The sequence below is a fragment of the Bacillus pumilus genome (assembly GCF_024498355.1).
GTDB lineage: Bacteria > Bacillota > Bacilli > Bacillales > Bacillaceae > Bacillus > Bacillus pumilus_P.
The window spans coordinates 2007290-2030868 of record NZ_CP101833.1 but is presented as its reverse complement, the minus strand read 5'-3'; the positions used below and the strand labels follow the sequence as shown (position 1 = coordinate 2030868).

Genomic DNA, 23579 nt, shown 5'->3' with positions numbered 1-23579 from the left:
TTTGGGTGAAGATAATGAAACTAAAAGCAATGATCTCTTTTTTAAATCATGATATCGATATAATTGAAAAAGAGCTTGAACAAACAGTTCGCTCTGATTATGCATTATTAAGTGAAGCAGGTCTTCATTTGCTGCAAGCGGGCGGAAAACGAATCCGCCCCGTTTTTGTTCTCCTTTCAGGCATGTTTGGCGACTATGACATTAATAAAATTAAATATGTTGCTGTTGCCCTGGAATTAATTCATATGGCATCGCTTGTTCATGATGATGTCATTGATGATGCAGAGCTGAGAAGAGGAAAGCCAACGATTAAGGCAAAATGGGACAATAGAATTGCCATGTACACAGGGGATTACTTGTTTGCACGATCGCTTGAGTACATGACAAAGATCAATCACCCAATGGCACATGAAATTTTGTCAAAAATGGTTGTCGAGCTCTGTCTTGGTGAAATAGAGCAAGTAAAAGACAAATACAACATGGATCAAAACCTTCGTACATATTTAAGAAGAATTAAGAGAAAAACAGCCTTGCTCATTGCAGGCAGCTGTCAATTAGGTGCCATTGCAGCAGGGACAGATGAAAAAACACATAAAGCCCTTTACTGGTTTGGATACTATGTTGGCATGTCTTACCAGATCATTGATGATGTCCTTGACTTCACATCAACTGAAGAAGAGCTAGGGAAGCCTGTTGGCGGAGACCTTTTACAAGGGAATGTCACACTTCCAGTCTTATATGCACTAAAGGATCCGACACTAGAAGGACAATTGAAGCTGATTAATAGCGAAACGACCGAAAAGCAGCTGAAGCCTGTAATTGAACATCTCAAACAAACAGATGCGATTGACCGCTCCATTCGAGTGAGTGAAATGTATTTGAAAAAGGCATTTGAACAGCTTGACAAGCTTCCACGTGGACGAGCGAAAACGTCATTAGCCTCCATTGCAAAATATATTGGGAAACGAAAATTCTAATCAACTTTTGGTTGATTGGTTTTTTTGTGAAATTTTTTGTCAAAAATTGATTATTACAAAAAAAAATGATACGATCACTCTGTAACAATGTAAGCCTATACATACATAACGACGGGGTGGAAAACGTATATGGACAAAACATTTCTTATGGTTAAACCTGATGGTGTTGAAAGACAATTAATCGGTGAAATTGTGTCAAGGTTCGAAAAAAAGGGACTTCAGCTTGTTGGTGCAAAACTAATGAGTATTCCGAAAGAAGTAGCAGAAACACATTACGGAGAGCATAAAGAAAAACCATTTTTCGGAGAATTGGTTGACTTTATTACGTCAGGACCTGTATTTGCTATGGTATGGCAAGGTGAACAGGTAGTAGACGTGACAAGGCAGATTATTGGAAAAACAAACCCGAAAGAAGCACTGCCTGGCACAATAAGAGGAGATTATGGGTTAACCGTTGGAAAAAACATTATCCATGGCTCAGACTCACCAGAAAGTGCTGAAAGAGAAATCAACTTATTCTTTAAACAAGAAGAACTCACAAACTGGGATCAAACCATCTCAAGCTGGATTTATTAAGGTTCAAGCCAAGGTGTTCATCAATTGAGCACTTTGGCTTTTTTATATTGATATTTCTATACGAAATTTCGCATGAGATGATACAAATTTTTGATAAAAACAGCTATACTAGGACAAAGATAGATGAGACAGGAGAGGACATTGATGGATCAATATCAAGTATTTGTTGGAAAATGGAAAAAACTAACCGGGGTTGATCTGAATCTCTATAAAGAAGCACAAATGAAACGAAGATTAACATCACTTTATGATAAAAAAGGATATAAAGATTTTGAAACATTCGCGGCTGCTCTTGAAAAGGATAGAGTGCTGTTAGATGAAACAATGGACAGAATGACCATTAATGTGTCAGAATTTTACCGAAACTATCAGCGCTGGGAAGTACTTGAGCAAAAAATTCTTCCGCTGCTTTTAAAAAATAGTGGAAACGTAAAGATATGGAGTGCAGCATGCTCGACAGGAGAAGAACCGTATACCCTTTCGATGCTGCTGTCAAGTCATCCTCTTGTGAAGGACTTCCAAATTATTGCAACTGATATTGATGATAAAGTCCTGCAATCAGCACAAAAAGGAAGATATCATGAACGCTCTCTGCAAGAGGTGCCAGATCAGATCAAACAAAAATATTTCACAAAAGAAGATTCTTCATTTTACACTGTGAAAGATGAGATTCGAAAGCACATTCAATTTAAGAAGCACAACCTTTTAGCAGATCCATATGAAAAACAGCTTGATCTCATCGTCTGCCGAAATGTACTTATTTATTTTACAGAAGAGGCGAAAGAAGAGATTTACTTGAAAATGAGCAACAGTTTAAAGCAAAATGGTGTGTTATTTGTTGGCTCTACAGAACAAATTTTTCACCCGGAAAAGTTTGGACTGACATCTGCTGATACTTTCTTTTATCAAAAGAAGGGTATCTAGCTGACTTTTTAGTAGCAAGTGTGTTATCATAGTTTTACTTAAAAGCGTTAATGCGATGAAGGGAGATTAAGTCATGAGGTACTTAACAGCAGGTGAATCACATGGTCCACAACTGACCACAATTATTGAAGGAGTTCCAGCGGGACTTTACATAGAGCAGGATGATATCAATTATGAACTGGCTAGAAGACAGAAAGGTCATGGCCGCGGAAGAAGAATGCAAATCGAAAAAGATCAAGCAAAAGTGTTAAGTGGTGTTCGCCACGGGAAAACATTAGGTTCTCCTATTACACTTGTTGTTGAAAATAATGACTGGAAACACTGGACAAAGGTGATGGGGGCAGAGCCGATCACTGAGGAAGAAGAGAGTGAAATGAAGCGTCAAATCTCCCGTCCAAGACCAGGACATGCGGATTTAAATGGTGCGATTAAATATGGTCACCGTGATATGCGAAACGTATTAGAGCGTTCATCAGCCCGCGAGACTACAGTTCGCGTGGCAGCAGGAGCAGTAGCCAAACAAATCTTAGCTCATCTAGGGATCAAGATAGCTGGTCACGTCCTTGAAATTGGCGGAGTGAAAGCAGCTGATACTGCATATGAGTCTATTGAAGATTTGCAAAAGGTAACAGAAGAATCACCAGTTCGTTGTTATGACAGTGAAGCAGGTCAAAAAATGATGGATGCCATCGATGAAGCTAAGAAAAATGGCGATTCGATTGGCGGCATTGTCGAAGTGATTGTTGAAGGTATGCCAGTTGGAGTTGGCAGCTATGTTCATTATGACCGCAAATTGGACAGCAAGCTCGCGGGCGCTGTCCTTAGCATCAACGCTTTTAAAGGGGTTGAATTCGGTATTGGCTTCGAGGCGGCTTCTAAAAATGGCAGTGAGGTCCATGATGAAATCATCTGGGATGAAGAAAAAGGCTATACGAGAAAAACAAATCGCTTAGGTGGTCTTGAAGGCGGAATGTCAACTGGCATGCCGATTGTCGTTAGAGGGGTCATGAAGCCAATCCCAACTCTTTATAAGCCGCTTCAAAGCGTTGATATTGAAACGAAAGAGCCTTTCTCTGCAAGTATTGAGCGTTCTGATAGCTGTGCTGTTCCTGCCGCAAGTGTTGTCGCAGAAGCAGTCGTGGCATGGGAAATTGCCAATGCAGTCGTTGAGCAGTTTGGTCTTGACCAAATAGATCGCATTAAAGAAAATGTTGAAAAAATGCGCCAGCTTCAGAGGGAGTTTTAATGAAAACACTGGAAGTGAAGACGTCTTCAGCCACTTATCCTGTATATATCGGTGATGGGATTAAACGCAATATCGTAGACTTGATGACTTCCACTGGGCATTCCTTTACCAAGCTCATGATCATCACAGATTCAGCCGTTGATGCTATTTACGGTGATGAAATGGTGCGATTACTTGAACAGAAGTGGTCTGTACAAAAAGTGGTGGTTCCAAACGGAGAACAATCGAAATCTTTTGTGCAGTTTGAGCATATTCATACGAAAGCCATTCAATTTCAGCTCGATCGCTCCTCGTGCATCATTGCGCTGGGAGGAGGCGTAATTGGGGATTTGGCTGGCTTTGCTGCTGCCACTTATATGAGAGGCATTGATTTTATTCAAGTTCCGACGACCCTGCTGGCACATGACAGTGCAGTCGGCGGGAAAACAGGGATCAATCATCCGCTTGGTAAAAATTTAATAGGTGCGTTTCATCAGCCGAAAGCTGTGATCTATGATACGAGTATGCTTGAGACACTTTCTCAAATTGAGCTGAGATCGGGCTTCGCTGAGGTCATCAAACATGCGCTGATTTCAAGTGAAGACTTTTTATCAGAACTGATGTCCATTCGTTCTTTGACCGAATTATCAAAGGGCGAGCTGGCACATATGCTGTATCAAGGGATCCAAGTCAAAGCATCGATTGTTCAAGAAGACGAAAAAGAACAAGGCGTGCGCGCATATTTGAATTTAGGCCATACACTTGGGCATGCCATTGAAGCGGAGTATGGATACGGAGCCATCACTCACGGAGATGCAATTGCGATTGGCATGCAGTTTGCTTTATATGTGAGCGAAAAGCAACTAGGACTCCGCCTTCATCGTAAGGAACTAAAAATGTGGATGAACGAACTGGGATTCCCAGTACAAGTCACGCAAGATATTTCAACGAAAACATTTGTTGATCGCATGATTGGTGATAAAAAGGCAAGAGGGGGCAGTGTTCAATTTGTTTTATTAAAACAGGTTGGAGACGCTACCCTGCATTCTTTCACAAAAGATGAGCTGTATCATTGGCTCGAAGAATGGAAACGGGAGGAGGGGTGTCTATGATGTTTCGAGGGATACGTGGGGCTACAACTGTGACAGAAGATACAGAAAAAGAAGTGTTAAACAAAACGAAACAGCTGCTAGAAGCCATTATTTCAAAAAACCAAGTAGATCCAGAGCGTGTCGTGCAGATCTTGATTTCAGCTACACAAGATATTCACTCCGTTTTTCCGGCAAAAGCACTTCGTCAGTTTGAAGGCTGGACATATGTGCCTGTCACTTGTATGCAGGAGCTTGACATTGATGGCGGTCTAAAACAGTGCATTCGGGTGTTAATGACCGTCCAGACAGATACAAAGCAGGAAGACATACAGCATGTGTACTTAGAAGGAGCCGTTACGCTTCGCCCTGATTTACAGTTGACAAAAAACAAGGAATTATAATACGATATGAACAGCCGAAGTTTACACATAGGTGTAAACGGCAAATGCAAGCTTAGAGAAGATGAGAATGAGACTAGGGTAGTTGAGATGAGTAGAGTTGAGCACAGAGATACGATACTTCTATTTAATCATACTGCCTAAAAGAGCAAACCTCTTTTAGGCTTATTTCGTATACTCACACAAACCCTCTATATGTCCCCTCATTCTCCTTAATCCCATTTAAGGAGTGTGCTTATGAAATCCCAATCAAACCTTACCCAATTTTTAAGGGACAGTGAGTCCTACAAAACGATCCCGATTGTTGAAACCATTACAGTCGATACACTTTCACCCATTCAAATTGTCGAGAAACTCAAACAGGATATTGTGTATCTGCTAGAAAGCAAAGACGAATCTTCTAGCTGGTCGAGATATTCCTTCATCGGATTACACCCTTTCTTAACCTTGCATGACGACCAAGACCAATATATTGCACGTGACGCTGCTGGGCAGGAAGTGATGCAAAAGCAAGAGCTGAAAGATTTACTAGACTGGATGAAAGAGCAATATCAAATCAAGACACCAGATGTTGATATCCCGTTTACAGGCGGGGCCGTTGGGTACTTAAGTTACGATCTCATCCCAAGCATTGAACCTTCTGTCAGGCCGCATAGGAACGCATCGCCGACAGATCATTGCACATTATTTGTCTGTCAAACGATGATTGCTTTTGACCATGAAACGAATCATGTTCATTTTATTCAATACACTCAGCTGACTGGAAATGAAACAAAGGACGAAAAAATACAAGTTTACAAGAAAAATCAAGAGCGGCTTGAATATTTGATTCAGCAGCTTCACACGAAGATTGATATGAAAGAACTGATTTTATCAGCGAATATGAACGAACCACCGTCCTTTGAACAAGTGACGTCAACATATGAAAAAACGCAATTTTTAAAGGACGTAGAAAAAATCAAAGAGTACATTAGAGCGGGTGATATTTTCCAAGGCGTACTCTCACAGCGCTTTGATATCCCTGTGTCAGTGAGTTCATTTGAATTGTACCGCGTGCTTCGGATTGTGAATCCATCTCCCTATATGTATTTTATGAAATTAAAGGATCGCGATTTAGTCGGAAGCTCGCCAGAACGATTAATTCATGCCAAGAATGGGCACTTAGAAATTCATCCAATCGCAGGCACAAGAAAACGAGGAACGACAAAAGAAGAGGATGCTGCACTAGCGAGAGAGCTGCTAGATGATGAAAAAGAAAAAGCAGAGCATTATATGTTAGTAGACCTTGCCAGAAATGATGTAGGCCGCGTGGCAGAATACGGCAGTGTATCCGTCCCGACTTTTACAAAAGTAGTGAACTTTTCACACGTCATGCACATCATCTCCATTGTGACAGGAAAGCTGAAGCAAGATACGAATCCAGTCGATGCGCTTATGTCTGCTTTTCCAGCAGGCACATTAACAGGTGCACCGAAAATTAGGGCGATGCAATTATTAAATGAAATGGAGCCAGAGCCAAGAGAAACGTATGGCGGCTGTATTGCTTATATTGGATTCGACGGCAATATCGACTCCTGTATTACCATTCGCACCATGAGCGTTAAAAATCAGACCGCCTCTATACAAGCAGGCGCTGGTATTGTCGCTGATTCTGTTCCTGAAAATGAATGGGAAGAGACATGTAACAAGGCAGGGGCGCTTCTGAAAGCCATTCAGCTTGCTGAACATATTTTCTCAGAAAAGGAGAGTGTGCAAGATGAATCAACGACTATCAGCTCTTGTTAATGGAGGATTTCTATCAGAAAATGAAGCGAACAGACTCATGCATGATATGATGAGCGGCTCTTTAACAGATGCTGAAGTCGCTGCAAGTCTATCCATTTTAGCGCTTAGAGGGGAAACCTCTGAAGAGATGACAGGCTTCGTGAAAGCAATAAGGCAAAATGCAGCGCCAATGGAAGCGTCGTTTGATGTCGTTGATACGTGCGGTACAGGAGGCGATGGGCTATCGACATTTAATATATCAACTGCCGCAGCCATTGTAGCATCTGCTGCTGGTGCCAAAATCGCCAAGCATGGAAATCGGTCGGTCTCTTCTAAAAGCGGGAGTGCTGACGTGCTAGAATGTCTTGGGATCCAAATTCAGTCCACACCAGAAGAAACAAGACAACAAATACAGCAGAAAAACATGGGCTTTTTATTTGCACCGCTCTATCATTCATCTATGAAACAAGTAGCAGCAGTCCGAAAGCAGCTTGGATTTCGGACGGTATTTAATCTATTAGGTCCGCTTTGCCATCCGATGCAAGCCAAAAAGCAAATCATCGGGGTGTATTCAAAGGAAAAGGCAAAATTAATGGCGAAAGCCCTTGCGCCTTTAGAGCCAGAACATGTCCTGTTTGTTTGCGGAGAAGATGGGCTGGATGAATTAACGATTACAGCAAATTCATATGTCATTGAACTCAGGAAAAATGTCATAACAGAATATACACTAAACCCAGAAGACTTTGGACTGAAAAAAGGGCACTTATCAGACATTCAGGTCCAGTCACCGGAAGAGAGTGCTAATTTAATTCAGAATATATTGAATCATCAAACGGGAGGAGCGCCGCTTCATATTACAGCCCTCAATGCTGGAGCAGCACTATATGTCGCAGGAAAGTCAGAAAGTCTGATGGCAGGAACATTAAAAGCGTTAGAAACGATTAAAAATGGCGCAGCCAAAGAACAATTGGCCCGTCTAAAACAAAAAAAGAAAGAGGAAGAGATCTATGCTTAATCAAATTATCGCGCGTAAAAAAGAACATATCCAAACCTTGCAATTACCTGATGATGGACACTATGAAAGACGATCATTTAAAGCAGCACTTATGAACCCTCATCGCTCGATCGGACTTATTGCTGAGGTAAAAAAAGCGTCTCCTTCCAAAGGCATCATTCAGCCAAATTTTGATCCTTTACAAACAGCAAAAGCATACGAAAAATCAAATGCAGATTGCTTATCTGTCTTAACGGATGAACCGTTTTTCCAAGGGAAAAACGAGTACTTGTCCCTCATTAAAGAACACGTAGCATGTCCAATTTTAAGAAAAGATTTCATCATTGATTCCATACAAGTAGAAGAATCAAAACGCATAGGGGCTGATGCCATCTTATTAATTGGAGAAGTCCTTGAGCCGCAAAAGCTGTATGAGCTGTATGCTGAAGCAAAAGAAAAAGGACTTGATGTCCTCGTTGAGGTACATGCAGCAGATACACTGGCAAACATTTTAAACATTTTCACCCCTGAGATCATTGGAGTGAACAACCGGAATCTAAATACATTTACAACAACAGTCGAGCAAACAAAAGAGATTGCACCACTTGTTCCAAAGGATGTCTTACTAGTGAGTGAAAGCGGTATTCAGACATTTGATGATCTGACCTTTGTGAAGAATCATGGAGCAAGCGCTGTTCTTGTTGGCGAATCATTAATGAGAGAGCAATCTCAGGAAAAAGCCGTTAAAGCGTTGTTTGGAGAATGAACATGACGAAGCCTTATGTGAAATATTGCGGGGCTGTCACGCAAGAGGACGTCGATTGCATCGCGCAATCTCAAGCGGATGCGATCGGATTTATCTTTGCTCCAAGTAAAAGACAGGTCCATCCAGATCAAGTGAAGCAATGGCTAGCACAAACGAAGTGCGAGAAAGATACCGCCGGTGTATTTGTGAATGAAAAGATACAAAAAGTGTGCGACATCATAAAGTACATTCCTTTAGATATCGTCCAGCTTCATGGAGATGAAACACGAGAACACGCAAAAGAAATAAAAGAGCAAACAGGGGCTATTGTATGGAAAGTATTTCACCACGAGCCCAATTTAACAGGAACGCTCGAAAAAATGACGGCATTTGCGCCCTTTGTCGACGGCTTTCTCATTGACGCGAAAGTAAAAGGGATGAGAGGCGGTTCTGGAACAGCTTTTGCATGGGAGGCGGTACCTTCATATGTTCAGCATGCAAAGCATTTGAGCAAAAATTGCGTCATTGCAGGCGGAGTGACACCAGTAACGATTACAGAGCTACTTGCCTATGGTCCAGAAGCGATCGATCTTTCAAGTGGAATAGAAGAAAACGGGAAGAAAAGCATAGCAAAGATCAAAGCGCTCGAAGAAAGGATGTTAAACGATGTACGCATATCCAAATGAGATTGGCAGATATGGAGAATTCGGAGGGAAATTTGTCCCAGAAACGCTCATGCAGCCACTAGAAGAAATCGAGAAAGCATTTCGTGACTTAAAAGAAGACCCTGCTTTTCAAAAGGAATATATATCGCTTCTGAAAAACTATTCAGGCAGACCGACTGCGCTCACATATGCTGACCAATTATCAGCATACGTCGGTGGTGCAAAAATCTATTTAAAAAGAGAAGATTTAAACCATACAGGCGCTCATAAAATTAACAATGCACTTGGTCAGGCCCTGCTAGCGAAAAAAATGGGGAAATCAAACATTATCGCCGAAACAGGAGCAGGTCAGCACGGAGTAGCCGCTGCAACGGTGGCAGCAAAGTTTGGATTATCCTGCACCGTATTTATGGGAAAAGAAGACGTGGAAAGACAATCACTCAATGTATTCCGAATGAAACTGCTCGGCGCTGAGGTCATACCTGTCACAAGCGGGAACGGCACATTAAAAGATGCAACCAACGAAGCCATCCGCTATTGGGTCCAGCACTGCAGCGATCATTTTTATATGATTGGATCAGTCGTTGGACCTCATCCGTATCCTCAAATCGTCAGTGAATTCCAGCGGATGATCGGTGATGAGGCAAAATCGCAAATACTTGAAAAAGAAGGTCAGCTTCCTCATAAAGTCATTGCCTGCGTTGGCGGCGGGAGTAATGCCATTGGAATGTACCGAGCGTTCTTAGATGAAGAGGTAGATATCATTGGTGTAGAAGCAGCAGGGAAAGGAATAGATACCCCCCTTCATGCAGCGACCATCACGAAAGGAACAAAAGGTGTAATTCATGGATCTTTAACATATCTGATCCAAGACGAATTTGGCCAAATTATTGAGCCGTATTCTATTTCCGCTGGATTAGACTATCCCGGGATCGGACCAGAGCACGCATATTTGCATGCAAGCGGCCGGGTTCAATATGTCAGTGCCACTGATCAAGAAGCACTAGATGCGCTAAAGCTGCTGACAGAAAAAGAAGGAATCCTGCCAGCGATTGAATCAGCACACGCCTTAGCCAAAGCGTTTGAGATGAGCCGGAATATGAGTGAAGACGAAATCGTCCTTGTCTGCCTGTCAGGAAGAGGAGATAAGGATGTGCATACATTAATGAATGTGCTTGAAAGTGAGGACAAAACAAAATGATCACATTTCAATTAGAGCAAGATGAGAAATTATTCATTCCATTTATCACGGCAGGAGATCCGTCAGAAGAGATCACCATTGATTTAGCCATCACTCTTCAAGCAGCTGGTGCACATGCGATTGAACTAGGTGTTCCTTATTCCGATCCACTAGCGGACGGTCCTGTCATTCAAAGAGCCTCCAAAAGAGCTCTAAATCATGGCATGAATATCGTAAAAGCGATAGAATTAGCAGGGAAGATGAAAAAAAACGGTGTGGAAATTCCCGTAATTCTATTTACGTATTACAATCCTGTGTTACAATTAGACACAGAATACTTTTTCGCTTTACTGCGCAAAAATCATATTTCGGGACTCTTAACACCCGACTTGCCGTTTGAAGAGAGCAGCGAGCTGCAAGAGAACTGTCAAACACATGACATTTCATATATTTCGCTCGTTGCACCAACAAGCAAAGAACGATTAGAAAAAATCGTAGAGCAGGCAGAAGGTTTTGTGTATTGTGTTTCATCTCTTGGTGTAACAGGTGTCCGGCAATCCTTTGACGCATCAATTACTGATTTTATTCAACAAGTGAAACAGCTGAGTCACATACCGGTTGCGGTAGGTTTTGGCATTTCAACAAGAGAGCAGGTAGACTCAATGAATAAATTGAGTGACGGTGTCGTTGTAGGCAGTGCACTTGTGAAAAAAATTGAAGAGCTTCAAGAACAATTGTTAGCAAGTGATACACGTCAAGATGCGTTAAGAGAATTTGAAACATATGCAAAAACATTTAGTCCCCTCTATTCATTCAAATGAGGTGAAACATTTTGCAAATCAAGGATCAATTAAAACAACTAAAACCGTATCAACCTGGGAAACCAATTGAAGAGGTCAAAAAAGAATATCAATTAGACAAAATTGTGAAATTGGCTTCAAATGAAAACCCTTTTGGATGTTCCACACATGCAAGAGAGGCGATACAAGCCGAGCTTGAACAATTAGCGATTTATCCAGATGGATACAGCGCGAGTTTAAGAACGGAACTGGCCGAATTTCTTCAAGTGAGTGAAAAACAATTAATATTCGGGAATGGCTCAGATGAACTTGTGCAAATTATTGCTAGAGCATTCCTTGACCAACATACAAATACCGTCATTCCGTCTCCATCTTTTCCGCAATACCGTCACAATGCAGTGATTGAACATGCAGAGATTCGAGAAGTGCCTCTTTTAGAGGAAGGAGCTCACGATCTCCAAGGGATGCTGGATGCGATTGATGAAAAAACGAAGGTCTTGTGGGTATGTAATCCAAATAATCCGACTGGGAATCATTTATCAGAAGCAGAGCTTGTGGCGTTTTTAGATCAAGTACCACCTCACGTGCTTGTCGTTCTAGATGAAGCGTATTTTGAATACGTTCGGGCGGAAGACTTCCCGAACAGTTTATCTTTATTAAACTCATATCAAAATATCATCGTACTTCGTACGTTTTCTAAAGCCTATGGGCTTGCGGCGCTTCGAGTAGGCTATGGGATTGCGTCAGAGGAACTGATTACTGCCATTGAACCAGCGAGAGAGCCATTTAATACAAGTCGTATCGCTCAGGCAGCTGCGCGTGCAGCCATAAAAGATCAAGACTTTATTCAATCGTGTAGACAAAAAAATGAAGCAGGTCTTATGCAATATCAAGAATTTGCTGACCGTTTTGGACTATTTATCTATCCGTCTCAAACAAACTTTGTACTCATTGATTTTAAAAGAGATGCAGACGAACTGTTTCAAGCATTATTGAAAAAAGGCTATATTGTTCGTTCTGGTAAAGCACTTGGTTTCCCAACTTCTTTACGTATTACTGTGGGAACAAAGGAGCAAAATGAAGAAATTCTAACTACACTTGCCGATTTATTACAAGGCATTCGTGCGTAGCATAACAATGAAGTCATATCCTGCTATAGGATATGGCTTTCATTGTACCAATCCAATATACATATAAGCTTTTGAAATGGCTTGTTTAATTTTTGCGAAAAATCAGGTGATGAACATGAACGATGCAAACGAAACAATATTAATCGCTGGACTTGGTTTAATTGGTGGTTCCATTGCACTGTCGATTAAAAAAGAGTATCCTCATAAAAAAATTGTAGGCTACGATGTTTCCAAAGAGCAAATGGTTGCTGCAACAAAGCTGGGTATCATTGATGCAACAGCCGATTCATTAATGGCAGGTCTAAATGAAGCATCAACCATTATTTTGGCAACGCCAGTCCAACAAACAGTCAAGATGCTTAGTGATATTGCAGCATCTGGGATTGAAAGAGAGCTCACGATTACTGATGTTGGCAGCACAAAGCAAAAGGTCGTCAATTTTGCTGAAAAAACGCTGCCTGATCACTACCAATTTATTGGTGGACATCCAATGGCAGGCTCTCATAAGTCAGGTGTCATTGCAGCGAAAGACTTTTTATTTGAAAATGCATTCTACATTTTAACGCCGGCAAAGGAAACGAATCGTCAGGCTGTTGATCGTTTGAAGGATTTGCTAAAAGGGACACATGCTCATTTCATTGAGATGACCCCAGAAGAACATGACGCTGTGACAAGTGTTATTAGTCATTTCCCTCATATTGTGGCAGCCAGTCTTGTGCATCAAGCGCATCATTTTGAAGAACAATTTCCTCTTGTAAAACGGTTTGCTGCTGGAGGCTTTCGTGATATTACGCGAATTGCTTCAAGTAATCCTGCAATGTGGCGAGATATCCTTCTGCACAATAAAAACAAGATTTTAGATCGGTTCCATGAATGGAAAAAAGAGATCGACCGCATTGAGTCTTTTGTGCAACAAGAAGACGCTGAAGGATTGTTCTCATATTTTCAAGATGCAAAGGAATATCGCGATGGTCTTCCTCTGAGGAAAAAAGGAGCGATTCCTGCTTTCTATGACCTTTATGTGGATGTTCCGGATCACCCGGGGGTCATTTCGGAGATTACAGGATATTTAGCTAGTGAAAACATCAGTATTACGAATATCCGGATTATTGAAACACGAGAAGACATTAACGGGATTTTACGCATTAGTTTTCAAACAGATGATGATCGCAAGCGTGCAGAAATCTGTATAAAAAAGAGAGCGAATTACGATACATTTTATGCTGACTGAGGTGACAAACATGAAAATTCATAAAAATGCTCCTATGAACGGAGAAATTCATATTCCAGGCGATAAATCCATTTCTCATAGATCCGTGATGTTTGGTGCAATTGCTGATGGGACAACGGTGGTGAAAAACTTTCTTCCTGGAGCCGATTGTTTAAGTACGATTGATTGCTTTAGAAAGATGGGCGTTGAAATCGAACAAAAAGGTACAGATGTGATCATTCATGGCAAGGGATTGAAAGAGCTTAAGGAGCCGGTTGACATCCTCGATGTTGGTAATTCTGGTACAACCATTCGATTAATGATGGGGATCTTAGCTGGTTGTGAGTTTCACAGTACAATGATCGGTGACGAAAGTATTGCCAAAAGACCAATGAAACGGGTGACGGGTCCGCTTAAACAACTAGGAGCCAAAATAGATGGCAGAGCAAACGGCGAGTATACGCCACTGTCTATTCGTGGTGGCAATTTAAAAGCCATCTCTTATGAGTCTCCTGTTGCAAGTGCACAAATTAAGTCTGCTGTCCTTTTAGCTGGACTTCAAGCAGATGGAACGACGACGTTAACTGAACCACATAAATCAAGAGATCATACAGAAAGAATGCTCTCAATGTTTGGTGTCTCGCTAAATGAAGATGCACAAAGTGTTTCAATCAAAGGTGGACAAACGTTAAAAGCAACAGATATATTTGTCCCTGGGGACATCTCTTCAGCTGCGTTCTTCCTTGTAGCTGGATCTATCGTTCCTAACAGCCGGATTGTATTAAAAAATGTCGGCCTAAATAAAACAAGAACGGGTATTATTGATGTGCTGAAACAAATGGGTGCGAATCTTGACATCAATGAAGTGGATGCCAAAGGCGGAGAACCATATGGTGATTTAACGATTTCTACCTCTTCATTAAAAGGGATTGAAATTTCTGGTGATATGATCTCAAGACTCATAGACGAAATTCCTATTATTGCGCTTCTTGCTACCCAAGCGGAAGGAACGACGATCATTAAAGATGCTGCTGAGTTAAAAGTAAAAGAAACCAATCGAATTGATACAGTGGTTTCTGAACTCAAAAAACTTGGTGCCGATATTGAAGCAACGGATGATGGAATGAAAATTCATGGTAAAACCACGCTTACAGGCGGTGCAGTCGTCTCAAGCTACGGAGATCACAGAATCGGTATGATGTTAGGAATTGCCGCATGTATCACAGAACAAGCAGTCGAGATTGAAGATACAGATGCCGTGCGTGTATCTTACCCGAATTTCTTTGAACACATTGCATACTTAACGAAAACAGTCTGAGGATGTCCTCAGGCTTTTTCTTTCCTTTTGCATATTTGAAAGAAATATAGCATAGCTTGTCTCAAGGTGAAACCTTGAAAAAAATCATTTTGCCCGATAAAAAATGATTTTCGAGTGCCTGCAGTTTATAAATCGTCAGTTTCGTAAAGGATTAATTGAAAAAGAGTTTTTAAAAAACTAAAATGGGTTCATTTTAAAAGGGCAACATATTTGCTGGATGTGTAGCTGTCGATTATGATATGAAGTAACAACAGTTTAAGTTTTTGGAAACAGAAAGGAACGGTTTGATTTGAATAGTTCATTACAAGAAGCCATAAAATTAGTTGAGGCAGGTGAGACTGAAAAAGGACTTCAAACACTTGCTCGAGCAGAAAAGCAGTTGCATGATGAAGAAAAAGCGCAGGCAGCTCAGTTATATTATGACTGGGGAGATATCGACAAAGCGCGGAATCTCATTAGTGATTTACATGATTTATATCCAGAGGAAACCGGATTAACGTGTTTTTATGCAGAGCTATTAATTGACTCAGATGAAGAAGAGAAGGCGATTGCTGTATTAGAAACGATTCCTGAAGATGACGATGCGTATCCAGAGAGTTTATTATTAATGGCAGATTTGTATCAAATGCAAGGACTATTTGAAGTCAGTGAACAAAAGCTTTTAAAAGCGAAAGAACTACTTCCGAATGAAGCCATCATTGATTTTGCATTAGGTGAATTGTATTTTTCTCAAGGGCTTTCAAAGAAAGCAGCCGACTATTTCTACAAAGTGGCAGATCAACAAAATGAGGTTGGCGGCGTCAATGTATACCAGCGGCTCGCTGAATCCCTCAGCACAGCTGGGGAATTTGAGGATGCGCTTGAATGGTACGAAAAGGCAGTAAAAGATCAAGCGGACCCGAATACACTCTTTGGCTATGGATTTACAGCGATGAGAGCTGGCAGAACGAAAACAGCCATTCAGCAGCTTTCACAACTAAAAGATATTGATCCGTCTTATTCATCACTTTATATGCCTTTAGCGAAAAGTTATGAGGAAGAAGGGCTATATCACGAGGCTTTAGAGGTAGTAAAAGAGGGTATTAAAGTTGATGAGTATAACAAAGAATTATATTTATATGGTGCAAAGATTGATTTGAAAAATGGTGATTCAGAAGATGCGAAAAAGCTGCTTCAAGAAGCACTTGCTCTTGATCCAGGATATATTGAAGCGATTCAAACATTGCTTGCGATCTATCTAAATGAAGAACTTTTTGATGAAATCCTTGATGTCATTAAAGAAGTGAAAAGTTTTGGGGAAGATGATCCAAAATGGAATTGGTATGCTGCATCTGCTTCTGTCGGACGAGAGGAATACAAAGAAGCAGCCGAGTACTTCAAGCTTGCTCTGCCTGATTTTGATGAGGAGCGTGACTTTTTATATGAATACGCTTCGTTCCTTTTAGAAGAAGGCAGACAAAAAGAAGCCTTGCCGTTATTGCGTAAAGTTCTTCAGAAAGATGGCACGAATGAAGAAATTGAAGAAACGATTTTAAGAATTGAAGACGAAATTTCCTTATAGTTTGCAGGAATGAAGAACTGGTTTGTTGAATAATTCATGTATAGCAATTTAATTTACGATAGAGGAGGGAATAACATGCAGACCCCTGTTTCTGTCAATGAAAAAAAGGAATTTATCCGGTGGTTCTTAAACCATTATCAGTTAAAGCGAAGAGAGTGTGTTTGGATATTAAATTATTTAATGAGTCACGACTCTTTGATGGAAAAGGTTCATTTTGTAGAGCAAGCAGAATTTTGCCCAAGGGGAATCATTATGTCAACACACTGTGTGGATGAAGTTCCCTTTAGATTTTATAAAGAAAACATTATGACGACAGATGCTGAAAAGTCATTTCATGATATTCGTTTGAATAAACAGCAAGATTTGTTTATTCAATTGAATTTCCGTTCTGCGTATCGTTCGCCGGAATATGCAGCTGTTCTTGAAACAAATCCACATATTCCAAAGGATCTTTATGAAAATGAAAAAGATAAAGATCTTGCTGAGAAAGTGCTCGAGCACTCTATCGCTACTTTCCAAAAAGAACGACTTATGAAAGAAATAGATGAAGCACTTGACCGTCATGATCAAGAAACATTTAATAAGTTAGCAAAAGAATTAAGCCTATTATCATAAACTGAACCAATAAGCCTTGCCCTATACAGGCAGGGCTTATGTCATGAAAGAGGGGAAATAGATGAAGTTTCAGGCGGAGGATGCGGATCGCTTTTTGCAATCTAAAGATTACATTGATACCGCTATCATTCCATTAGTTGGAATAGATGCGAACCAAATCAAACAAACCGTGTCTCTAGGTGAGTTTACAATTCTTGTGGCAGAGGAACTTGAAAGGCAACTGAAAGGGCGAGTGTTTCTTTTTCCATCACATACATATTTAGAAGTAATTGATCGTAAACAAGACGACACACTTGCGGTCAAGCAGTCCTTACAAGAGCATTTTCAGCATGTCGTGTTCATCACATCTGATCACAACTGGAAGGAGCATTCAGAAATCAGTGAAACACTATTTCTGTTGAAGCCGGTTCCGCTAGAGCACTTAAAGGTCGAATTAAAGCAAAAAGTCATTCAAGATAGTGTAGAACAAATTTTGAACTTTTTGTTACAAAAATGGAACCCTTCATAAAAACCCTTACATTTGCATTGTACATAGCTTTTTAGGCTGTTGACCTTGTGAATAGATTGATATATTATGAGGGTGTCCTAGTTTTATGAAATTTTTTCTAATTCAGTTATAAAGTAGCTGACGACCTGAGGGGGGGAGAAAAAAATGAGCGAGAAGAGACATGGAGTGTCCAGGCGTCAATTTTTGAATTACACGTTGACCGGCGTGGGGGGATTTATGGCCGCTGGAATGCTCATGCCTATGGTTCGCTTTGCGCTTGACCCTGTGCTAAAAGGAACAGAGGATCAGGATATGGTTCAAGTTGTCAGTGTCGATGAACTGACGAAGGAACCGAAGCGCTTTGACTTTAAAATTGATCAAGTAGATGCGTGGTATGAGTCAAAGGAATCTAGGTCAGCATGGGTGTACAAAGAAGGGGATGAAATTGTCGCTTTATCGCCAATCTGTAAACATTTAGGATGTACAGTGAACTGGAACAGTGATCCGAAAAATCCAAACAAATTTTTCTGCCCGTGTCACTATGGGCTGTACGACAAGGATGGTACAAACGTACCCGGAACTCCACCGCTTGCACCGCTTGACCATTATAAGCAGCAAGTGAAGGACGGATACCTCTATCTTGGAAAAGCTGTGCCGAAAGGGGAAGGGTAACGATGCTTAACAAGATTTACGACTGGGTAGATGAGCGGCTAGACATTACACCGATATGGAGAGATATTGCGGATCATGAGGTGCCAGAGCACGTCAATCCAGCGCATCATTTCTCCGCTTTTGTGTATTGTTTTGGCGGTCTAACGTTTTTTGTGACAGTCATTCAAGTCCTTTCGGGCATGTTTTTAACGATGTATTATGTGCCGGACATTAAAAATGCATGGGAATCTGTCTATTATTTGCAGAATGAAGTGGCATTTGGTCAGATTGTCAGAGGAATGCACCACTGGGGTGCGAGTCTAGTGATTGTCATGATGTTTTTACATACGCTAAGGGTCTTTTTCCAAGGGGCGTATAAAAAGCCTAGAGAGTTAAATTGGATTGTTGGTGTGCTCATTTTCTTTGTGATGCTTGGACTTGGTTTTACAGGTTATCTTTTACCATGGGATATGAAGGCGCTGTTTGCGACGAAGGTTGGTCTTCAAATTGCAGAGGCAACACCTTTCATTGGAAAAGAGATCAAAACGCTGCTTGCAGGTCATCCTGACATTGTAGGAGCACAAACGCTGACGAGATTTTTCGCTATCCATGTCTTTTTCTTGCCAGCGGCATTATTTGGGCTGATGGCTGCCCACTTTATTATGATTCGTAAGCAAGGAATTTCTGGACCGCTATAAAAATTTGCGTTTGATGAATGTTCAATGAGGAGGGGATGACTTTGCATAGGGGAAAAGGGATGAAGTTTGTCGGAGATTCTAGAATTCCGGCAGAAAGGAAACCTAACATACCTAAAGACTATTCCGAATATCCGGGAAAAACAGAAGCCTTTTGGCCGAACTTTCTTTTAAAGGAATGGCTTGTAGGTGCCGTTTTTTTAATTGGATTTCTTGTCCTAACTGTTGTTCATGCACCTCCGCTTGAGCGGATGGCTGATCCAACAGATACTGGCTACATTCCGCTGCCAGACTGGTATTTCCTATTTTTGTACCAGTTATTAAAATATGAATTTGCTGCAGGAAGCTATACTGTAGTTGGCGCGATGATTATGCCTGGGATTGCGTTTGGTGCACTATTGCTCGCACCATTTCTTGATTCTGGTCCTGAACGCAGACCGTATAGAAGACCGGTTGCAGTGGGGATGATGATCCTTGCAGTTGGTGCAGCAATATATTTAACTTGGGAGTCTGTTGCTACTCATGATTGGGAAGCAGCTGCGAAACAAGGTGAAATTAAGAAAGAAGCGGAGATTGACACCTCAGCCGAAGAGTATAAAATTTATCAAGAGCAGACATGTATCTCCTGTCACGGGGATAATATGCAAGGCGGAGCAGCTGGACCGTCACTTGTTGACAACGGTCTTCCGCCTGAGGAAATTGCTAAAATTGCTGTAGAAGGAAAAGGCAACATGCCTAAGGGTATCTTTAAAGGCAGCGATGAAGAACTTGAAAAGCTCTCTAAATATTTATCTGAGGTCAAATCAAAATAATTCAGTTGTTTAAATGCAAGTACAAGGATATACTCAAAAGAGAAAAAAGCTGGCGCTGTCAGCTTTTTTCTGATTTTAACAGATCGTGAGTGAAGAGACATATGAGATGGATTCAATATCTGCTAGCCACGCGCTACATGCTTGTACTGGTGCTTATTGTTAATTTCCTTGGCACTGTGTACGGCTACTATTGGTATATTCCGCAGCTCGTAGAGACGCCGGCTATCTTTTTAGCTTTTGTTCCAGACAGCCCAACGGCAAGCTTTTTCTTTTTATTTGTATTGCTAGCCTTTCTGATGAAACGTCACGCCCCTTATTTTGAAGCGCTTGCGCTTGTGACCTTGATTAAATATGGGTTATGGGCTGTAGGAATGAATATTTTTGTGCTCGTTTCGGTTGATGATTTCCCGTGGGAAGGGTATATGCTGATTGGTTCACACTTTGCGATGGCGGTTCAGGCCGTATTATTTGCGCCTTATTACCGTTTTCACATGCGCCATTTGGTTGTAGCTGGCATTTGGATTTTACATAATGATGTGATTGATTATGTATTTGGTATGATGCCGCGGTATTCTGTGCTTTCTGCATATTCGAATGAGATCGGCTATGTCACGTTTTGGTTGAGTATCGCTGTTCTTCTTGTTTCGTATTATCTCGTCCTATCGAAAAAATCGGTCAAGCTTGAACTCCCTTAACAATGTTGGTCTAACCTTGTCCTTTTCTTCATACGCTGTATGGAGAAGGGCTAGGAGGGACTTGCATGAAACGAAAGCCAATCGCGATGATTCTATTATTTTTTCTCGTATTACATCCAGCTGTAGCTAAAGGTGAGGAAACAGCCGCTAAAGCGCTGCAAGAATTAACGGAACTATCAGATTCAATCTTTCAATTAACGAGACAAGCTAAATATGATGAGGCATTACAGGTCGCATTGTATGTTGAAAAGACATTTAAAGCTGAGAATTGGCGTGGAACTCTGACGAATACACAGGTTCGGCAAATTACACTTGGCTATCAAGATATCATTAAAGGGCTCCCGCAGGAAGAATTGAATGAGCGGGAAAAGCTTCGTTATGCCTCTCAGTTTAGAATGCTGATCGATGCGATTCAATCGGATTCTGAACCTCTTTGGGGTTCGCTGGAGAAGCCCATTATGGGGTCTTTTCCTACTTTGAAAAAGGAAGTGGAAGATCCAGAATCCACAACGTTCTATGAAACTTGGAACGAGCTGGTTTCTTTATACGATATGATTTATCCGAGTTTAACCATCGATATTTCGCCTGAAAAGCTTCAAACGATTAAGCAGCACATGGAAGTGATTGAACAAGGTGGATTTTTAAAAGCTTCGAGTGGGACAAAGCTTGAGCGTCTCACAAAGCTGGAAGAGGATTTATCGAGTGTATTTGCTAACGTCGATCAAGATGAAGCGGATCCATCGCTTTTATGGGTCATCTTAACAACAGGCAGTATGATTTTACTCACTTTAACGTATGTTGGATTTCGGAAATACCGTGCTGAAAAAGAGAAGAAACAAAAGCGGCAGGCTGATTATCCAAAATCATGAAAAAAGAAGCACCATTTTTGGGCTTCTTTTTTTAATGGGGATTGAGCGGCTTTTTGTGTTCATCTAATGTGAAGCCTTCACCGAGTACGTCATGCACGTCACTCACTGATACAAACGCATGAGGATCCACTGAGGTGACGACGCTTTTGAGGTGGACAAGCTCATTTTTTGGAACGACACAATAAAGGACATTGCGTTCCTGTTTCGTATAGGAACCGACACCTTTTAAAATGGTCACACCGCGTTCCATTTCTTCCGTGATTTTCTTTTGAATGATGTCATCCTTTTCAGAAATAATCATCGCCCCTTTGGCTGCGTAAGCGCCTTCTTGCATGAAGTCGATAACTTTTGCAGCAACAAACACTGCGACGAGTGTATACATGGCTTCTTTGTAATTTAAATAGGTGAGAGAGATGGTAATGACGCATGCGTCGAAGATAAACATCGTTCTTCCCATGGCCACATGATAATGCTTGTTGATCAGTCTTGCGATAATGTCCACGCCGCCTGTTGTACCGCCGAATTTAAAGATGATCCCGAGGCCTGTTCCGATAAAGACACCTGCAAAGAGTGCGGCTAAGGCTAAATCGTGCTGGAGAGGCATATGTATTTGAAAGCGCTGGAAGATGGCAAGGAAGACAGAAAGACTGACTGTTCCTACAATTGTATAAGTAAACATCGTTCTGCCGAGCATTTTCCAGCCGATAAAAAAGATCGGAATGTTTAAGACAAGGTTTGAAATGGATGGGTCAATGTGAAATAGAAAATATAAAAGCAGTGTAATACCTGTAAATCCGCCTTCCGCCAAGTTGTTCTGCATATTAAAATGAACAAGACCGAAAGAAAAAATCGCAGATCCTATTAAAATAAAGACGATATTTTTAAGACGAATTTCTTTTAGCAAGAGATCACTCCTTTTTTTGCTTAGACAGCGATAATATTATATGGTATGGGAAAGAAACAAGCAAACTGAGTTTTAAACATTTGTCAAATATTTATGATTTCGCTAACATGTAAGAGACGGATAGGAGGATGAGCTTCATGACGAATGAAAAAACGCTGCGTCACGTGCAGCAAGAAGTAGATGATTACATAGGACAATTTAAAGAAGGCTATTTTAGCCCGCTTGCCATGATGGCCCGTCTGACTGAAGAATTAGGCGAGCTGGCAAGAGAGGTTAACCATTATTATGGAGAGAAGCCGAAAAAAACAACCGAAACGGAAAAAAGCATGGAAGAAGAAATTGGTGATGTATTGTTTGTGTTAACATGCCTGGCCAATTCACTCAATATATCACTTGAAGAAGCCCATGATCGTGTGATGCATAAATTTAATACTAGAGACAAAGACCGCTGGACGAAAAAAGAAGGGAAGTAGAGACGATGACGAACCAAACCATCAAAGTAGTAATCGCTGGAGCAAGAGGAAGAATGGGGATAGAGGCTGTCAAGCTGGCAGAAGAAACAAGCCATTTTGAGCTAGTGGCAGCACTTGATCACGCGCACGAAGGAAAAAAGTTATCTGACGTGATTCAAACGACATCTGATGCGCCAATTTATACAGATATTGATGTGTGTCTTTCAGAGACAGCACCTGATGTATTAATTGATCTGACGACACCAGAAATCGGGAAAGTACATACAAAAAAAGCACTTGAACATGGCGTGCGTCCAGTCGTAGGCACAACTGGTTTTTCAGAAGCTGACCTAAAAGAGCTTCAGCAATTAACAGAAGAAAAGGGCATAGGCTGTATCATTGCACCTAACTTTGCTGTCGGTGCCGTTTTAATGATGAAGTTTGCCAAAATGGCAGCGAATTACTTTCCTGACATTGAAATCATTGAGCTTCATCATGATAAAAAACTGGATGCCCCGAGCGGTACTGGGTTAAAAACGGCTGAAATGATTGCAGAAGTAAGAGAAAGCAAAAAGCAGGGACATCCAGAAGAAAAAGAATTAATTGAAGGCGCACGAGGAGCAGATTATGATGGCATCCGTCTGCACAGTGTAAGGCTTCCAGGTATGATTGCACATCAAGAAGTGCTGTTTGGGATGGACGGACAGACTTTGACCATTCGTCACGATTCTTATAACCGTGCATCATTTATGTCAGGTGTGAAGCTTTCAGTAGAACAGGTCATGCACATTGATCAACTTGTCTATGGCTTAGAAAATATCATCGACTAATAAGGAGTGAA

General features: G+C 41.1%; 26 protein-coding genes. 25 read left to right on the top strand and 1 reads right to left on the bottom strand.

Annotation, left to right across the window (positions count from 1 at the left end):
- Positions 1-14: 14 nt before the first annotated feature.
- The 23 genes from hepT to ypjB all read left to right on the top strand — a co-directional run bounded on the left by hepT (position 15) and on the right by ypjB (position 21382).
- Positions 15-977, top strand: coding sequence for a heptaprenyl diphosphate synthase component II (gene hepT, locus NPA43_RS10175; RefSeq protein ID WP_099728087.1), 963 nt, complete (start codon positions 15-17; stop codon positions 975-977).
- A gap of 129 nt (positions 978-1106) precedes the next feature.
- Complete coding sequence (gene ndk, locus NPA43_RS10170) at positions 1107-1553, top strand: nucleoside-diphosphate kinase (RefSeq protein ID WP_003216015.1); 447 nt, start codon at positions 1107-1109, stop codon at positions 1551-1553.
- Between the two features lie 144 nt (positions 1554-1697).
- Positions 1698-2477 (top strand): CheR family methyltransferase, encoded by a 780-nt coding sequence (locus NPA43_RS10165; protein ID WP_099728086.1) that lies wholly within the window; start codon positions 1698-1700, stop codon positions 2475-2477.
- Positions 2478-2550: 73 nt separating this feature from the next.
- Complete coding sequence (gene aroC / locus NPA43_RS10160) at positions 2551-3723, top strand: chorismate synthase (protein ID WP_256498739.1); 1173 nt, start codon at positions 2551-2553, stop codon at positions 3721-3723.
- Positions 3723-4814, top strand: coding sequence for a 3-dehydroquinate synthase (gene aroB, locus NPA43_RS10155; protein ID WP_256498738.1), 1092 nt, complete (start codon positions 3723-3725; stop codon positions 4812-4814). The genes aroC and aroB overlap by 1 nt, the downstream gene beginning before the upstream one ends.
- Positions 4811-5194, top strand: a complete 384-nt coding sequence (aroH, locus tag NPA43_RS10150) for a chorismate mutase (protein WP_099728083.1) — start codon at positions 4811-4813, stop codon at positions 5192-5194. Before aroB ends, aroH begins: the two co-directional genes overlap by 4 nt.
- A 234-nt stretch (positions 5195-5428) precedes the next feature.
- The gene (gene trpE, locus NPA43_RS10145) at positions 5429-6976 is read left to right on the top strand and encodes an anthranilate synthase component I (protein ID WP_256498737.1); all 1548 of its coding nucleotides are present in this window, start codon (positions 5429-5431) and stop codon (positions 6974-6976) included.
- Entirely contained in the window at positions 6948-7970 is a 1023-nt protein-coding gene (gene trpD / locus NPA43_RS10140) for an anthranilate phosphoribosyltransferase (RefSeq protein ID WP_249705741.1), read from the top strand. The genes trpE and trpD overlap by 29 nt, the downstream gene beginning before the upstream one ends.
- The gene (gene trpC, locus NPA43_RS10135; RefSeq protein WP_099728080.1) at positions 7963-8715 is read left to right on the top strand and encodes an indole-3-glycerol phosphate synthase TrpC; all 753 of its coding nucleotides are present in this window, start codon (positions 7963-7965) and stop codon (positions 8713-8715) included. Before trpD ends, trpC begins: the two co-directional genes overlap by 8 nt.
- A gap of 2 nt (positions 8716-8717) precedes the next feature.
- Entirely contained in the window at positions 8718-9380 is a 663-nt protein-coding gene (locus NPA43_RS10130; RefSeq protein WP_256498736.1) for a phosphoribosylanthranilate isomerase, read from the top strand.
- Positions 9361-10560 (top strand): tryptophan synthase subunit beta, encoded by a 1200-nt coding sequence (trpB, locus tag NPA43_RS10125; RefSeq protein WP_099728078.1) that lies wholly within the window; start codon positions 9361-9363, stop codon positions 10558-10560. The genes NPA43_RS10130 and trpB overlap by 20 nt, the downstream gene beginning before the upstream one ends.
- Positions 10557-11360: a tryptophan synthase subunit alpha gene (gene trpA / locus NPA43_RS10120; RefSeq protein WP_099728077.1), complete on the top strand. Its 804-nt coding sequence runs from the start codon at positions 10557-10559 to the stop codon at positions 11358-11360. Before trpB ends, trpA begins: the two co-directional genes overlap by 4 nt.
- An 11-nt stretch (positions 11361-11371) precedes the next feature.
- Positions 11372-12469 (top strand): histidinol-phosphate transaminase, encoded by a 1098-nt coding sequence (hisC, locus tag NPA43_RS10115; protein WP_099728076.1) that lies wholly within the window; start codon positions 11372-11374, stop codon positions 12467-12469.
- Between the two features lie 115 nt (positions 12470-12584).
- Positions 12585-13700 carry a prephenate dehydrogenase gene (locus tag NPA43_RS10110; protein ID WP_099728075.1) on the top strand — a complete coding sequence of 372 codons (1116 nt, stop codon included), beginning with the start codon at positions 12585-12587 and terminating at the stop codon, positions 13698-13700.
- Between the two features lie 10 nt (positions 13701-13710).
- On the top strand, positions 13711-14997 hold the full coding sequence (aroA, locus tag NPA43_RS10105) for a 3-phosphoshikimate 1-carboxyvinyltransferase (RefSeq protein ID WP_256498735.1): 1287 nt from the start codon (positions 13711-13713) through the stop codon (positions 14995-14997).
- Between the two features lie 289 nt (positions 14998-15286).
- Positions 15287-16558, top strand: a complete 1272-nt coding sequence (locus tag NPA43_RS10100) for a tetratricopeptide repeat protein (RefSeq protein ID WP_099728074.1) — start codon at positions 15287-15289, stop codon at positions 16556-16558.
- Between the two features lie 75 nt (positions 16559-16633).
- The gene (locus NPA43_RS10095) at positions 16634-17173 is read left to right on the top strand and encodes a ReoY family proteolytic degradation factor (RefSeq protein WP_008344562.1); all 540 of its coding nucleotides are present in this window, start codon (positions 16634-16636) and stop codon (positions 17171-17173) included.
- A 61-nt stretch (positions 17174-17234) separates the two neighbouring features.
- Positions 17235-17681 (top strand): YpiF family protein, encoded by a 447-nt coding sequence (locus NPA43_RS10090; protein ID WP_230030325.1) that lies wholly within the window; start codon positions 17235-17237, stop codon positions 17679-17681.
- Positions 17682-17825: 144 nt separating this feature from the next.
- The gene (locus tag NPA43_RS10085) at positions 17826-18332 is read left to right on the top strand and encodes a ubiquinol-cytochrome c reductase iron-sulfur subunit (RefSeq protein WP_007500911.1); all 507 of its coding nucleotides are present in this window, start codon (positions 17826-17828) and stop codon (positions 18330-18332) included.
- Positions 18333-18334: 2 nt separating this feature from the next.
- Entirely contained in the window at positions 18335-19009 is a 675-nt protein-coding gene (qcrB, locus tag NPA43_RS10080) for a menaquinol-cytochrome c reductase cytochrome b subunit (RefSeq protein ID WP_003215804.1), read from the top strand.
- A gap of 41 nt (positions 19010-19050) precedes the next feature.
- Complete coding sequence (locus tag NPA43_RS10075; protein ID WP_099728072.1) at positions 19051-19818, top strand: menaquinol-cytochrome c reductase cytochrome b/c subunit; 768 nt, start codon at positions 19051-19053, stop codon at positions 19816-19818.
- A gap of 101 nt (positions 19819-19919) precedes the next feature.
- Entirely contained in the window at positions 19920-20513 is a 594-nt protein-coding gene (locus NPA43_RS10070) for a lipoprotein heptaprenylglyceryl N-acetyltransferase LhaT (protein ID WP_099728071.1), read from the top strand.
- A gap of 65 nt (positions 20514-20578) precedes the next feature.
- On the top strand, positions 20579-21382 hold the full coding sequence (gene ypjB, locus NPA43_RS10065; protein ID WP_099728070.1) for a sporulation protein YpjB: 804 nt from the start codon (positions 20579-20581) through the stop codon (positions 21380-21382).
- A 31-nt stretch (positions 21383-21413) separates the two neighbouring features.
- Here the strand turns inward: ypjB and NPA43_RS10060 are convergent, their stop codons facing one another.
- Positions 21414-22286, bottom strand: coding sequence for a YitT family protein (locus NPA43_RS10060; RefSeq protein WP_034318953.1), 873 nt, complete (start codon positions 22284-22286; stop codon positions 21414-21416).
- Positions 22287-22423: 137 nt separating this feature from the next.
- Here NPA43_RS10060 and NPA43_RS10055 point away from each other — a divergent pair, with 137 nt between their 5' ends.
- Together NPA43_RS10055 and dapB are read left to right on the top strand one after the other, a co-directional pair.
- The gene (locus tag NPA43_RS10055; protein WP_008344575.1) at positions 22424-22759 is read left to right on the top strand and encodes a nucleotide pyrophosphohydrolase; all 336 of its coding nucleotides are present in this window, start codon (positions 22424-22426) and stop codon (positions 22757-22759) included.
- Between the two features lie 5 nt (positions 22760-22764).
- The gene (gene dapB, locus NPA43_RS10050; RefSeq protein ID WP_256498732.1) at positions 22765-23568 is read left to right on the top strand and encodes a 4-hydroxy-tetrahydrodipicolinate reductase; all 804 of its coding nucleotides are present in this window, start codon (positions 22765-22767) and stop codon (positions 23566-23568) included.
- Positions 23569-23579: the final 11 nt, after the last annotated feature.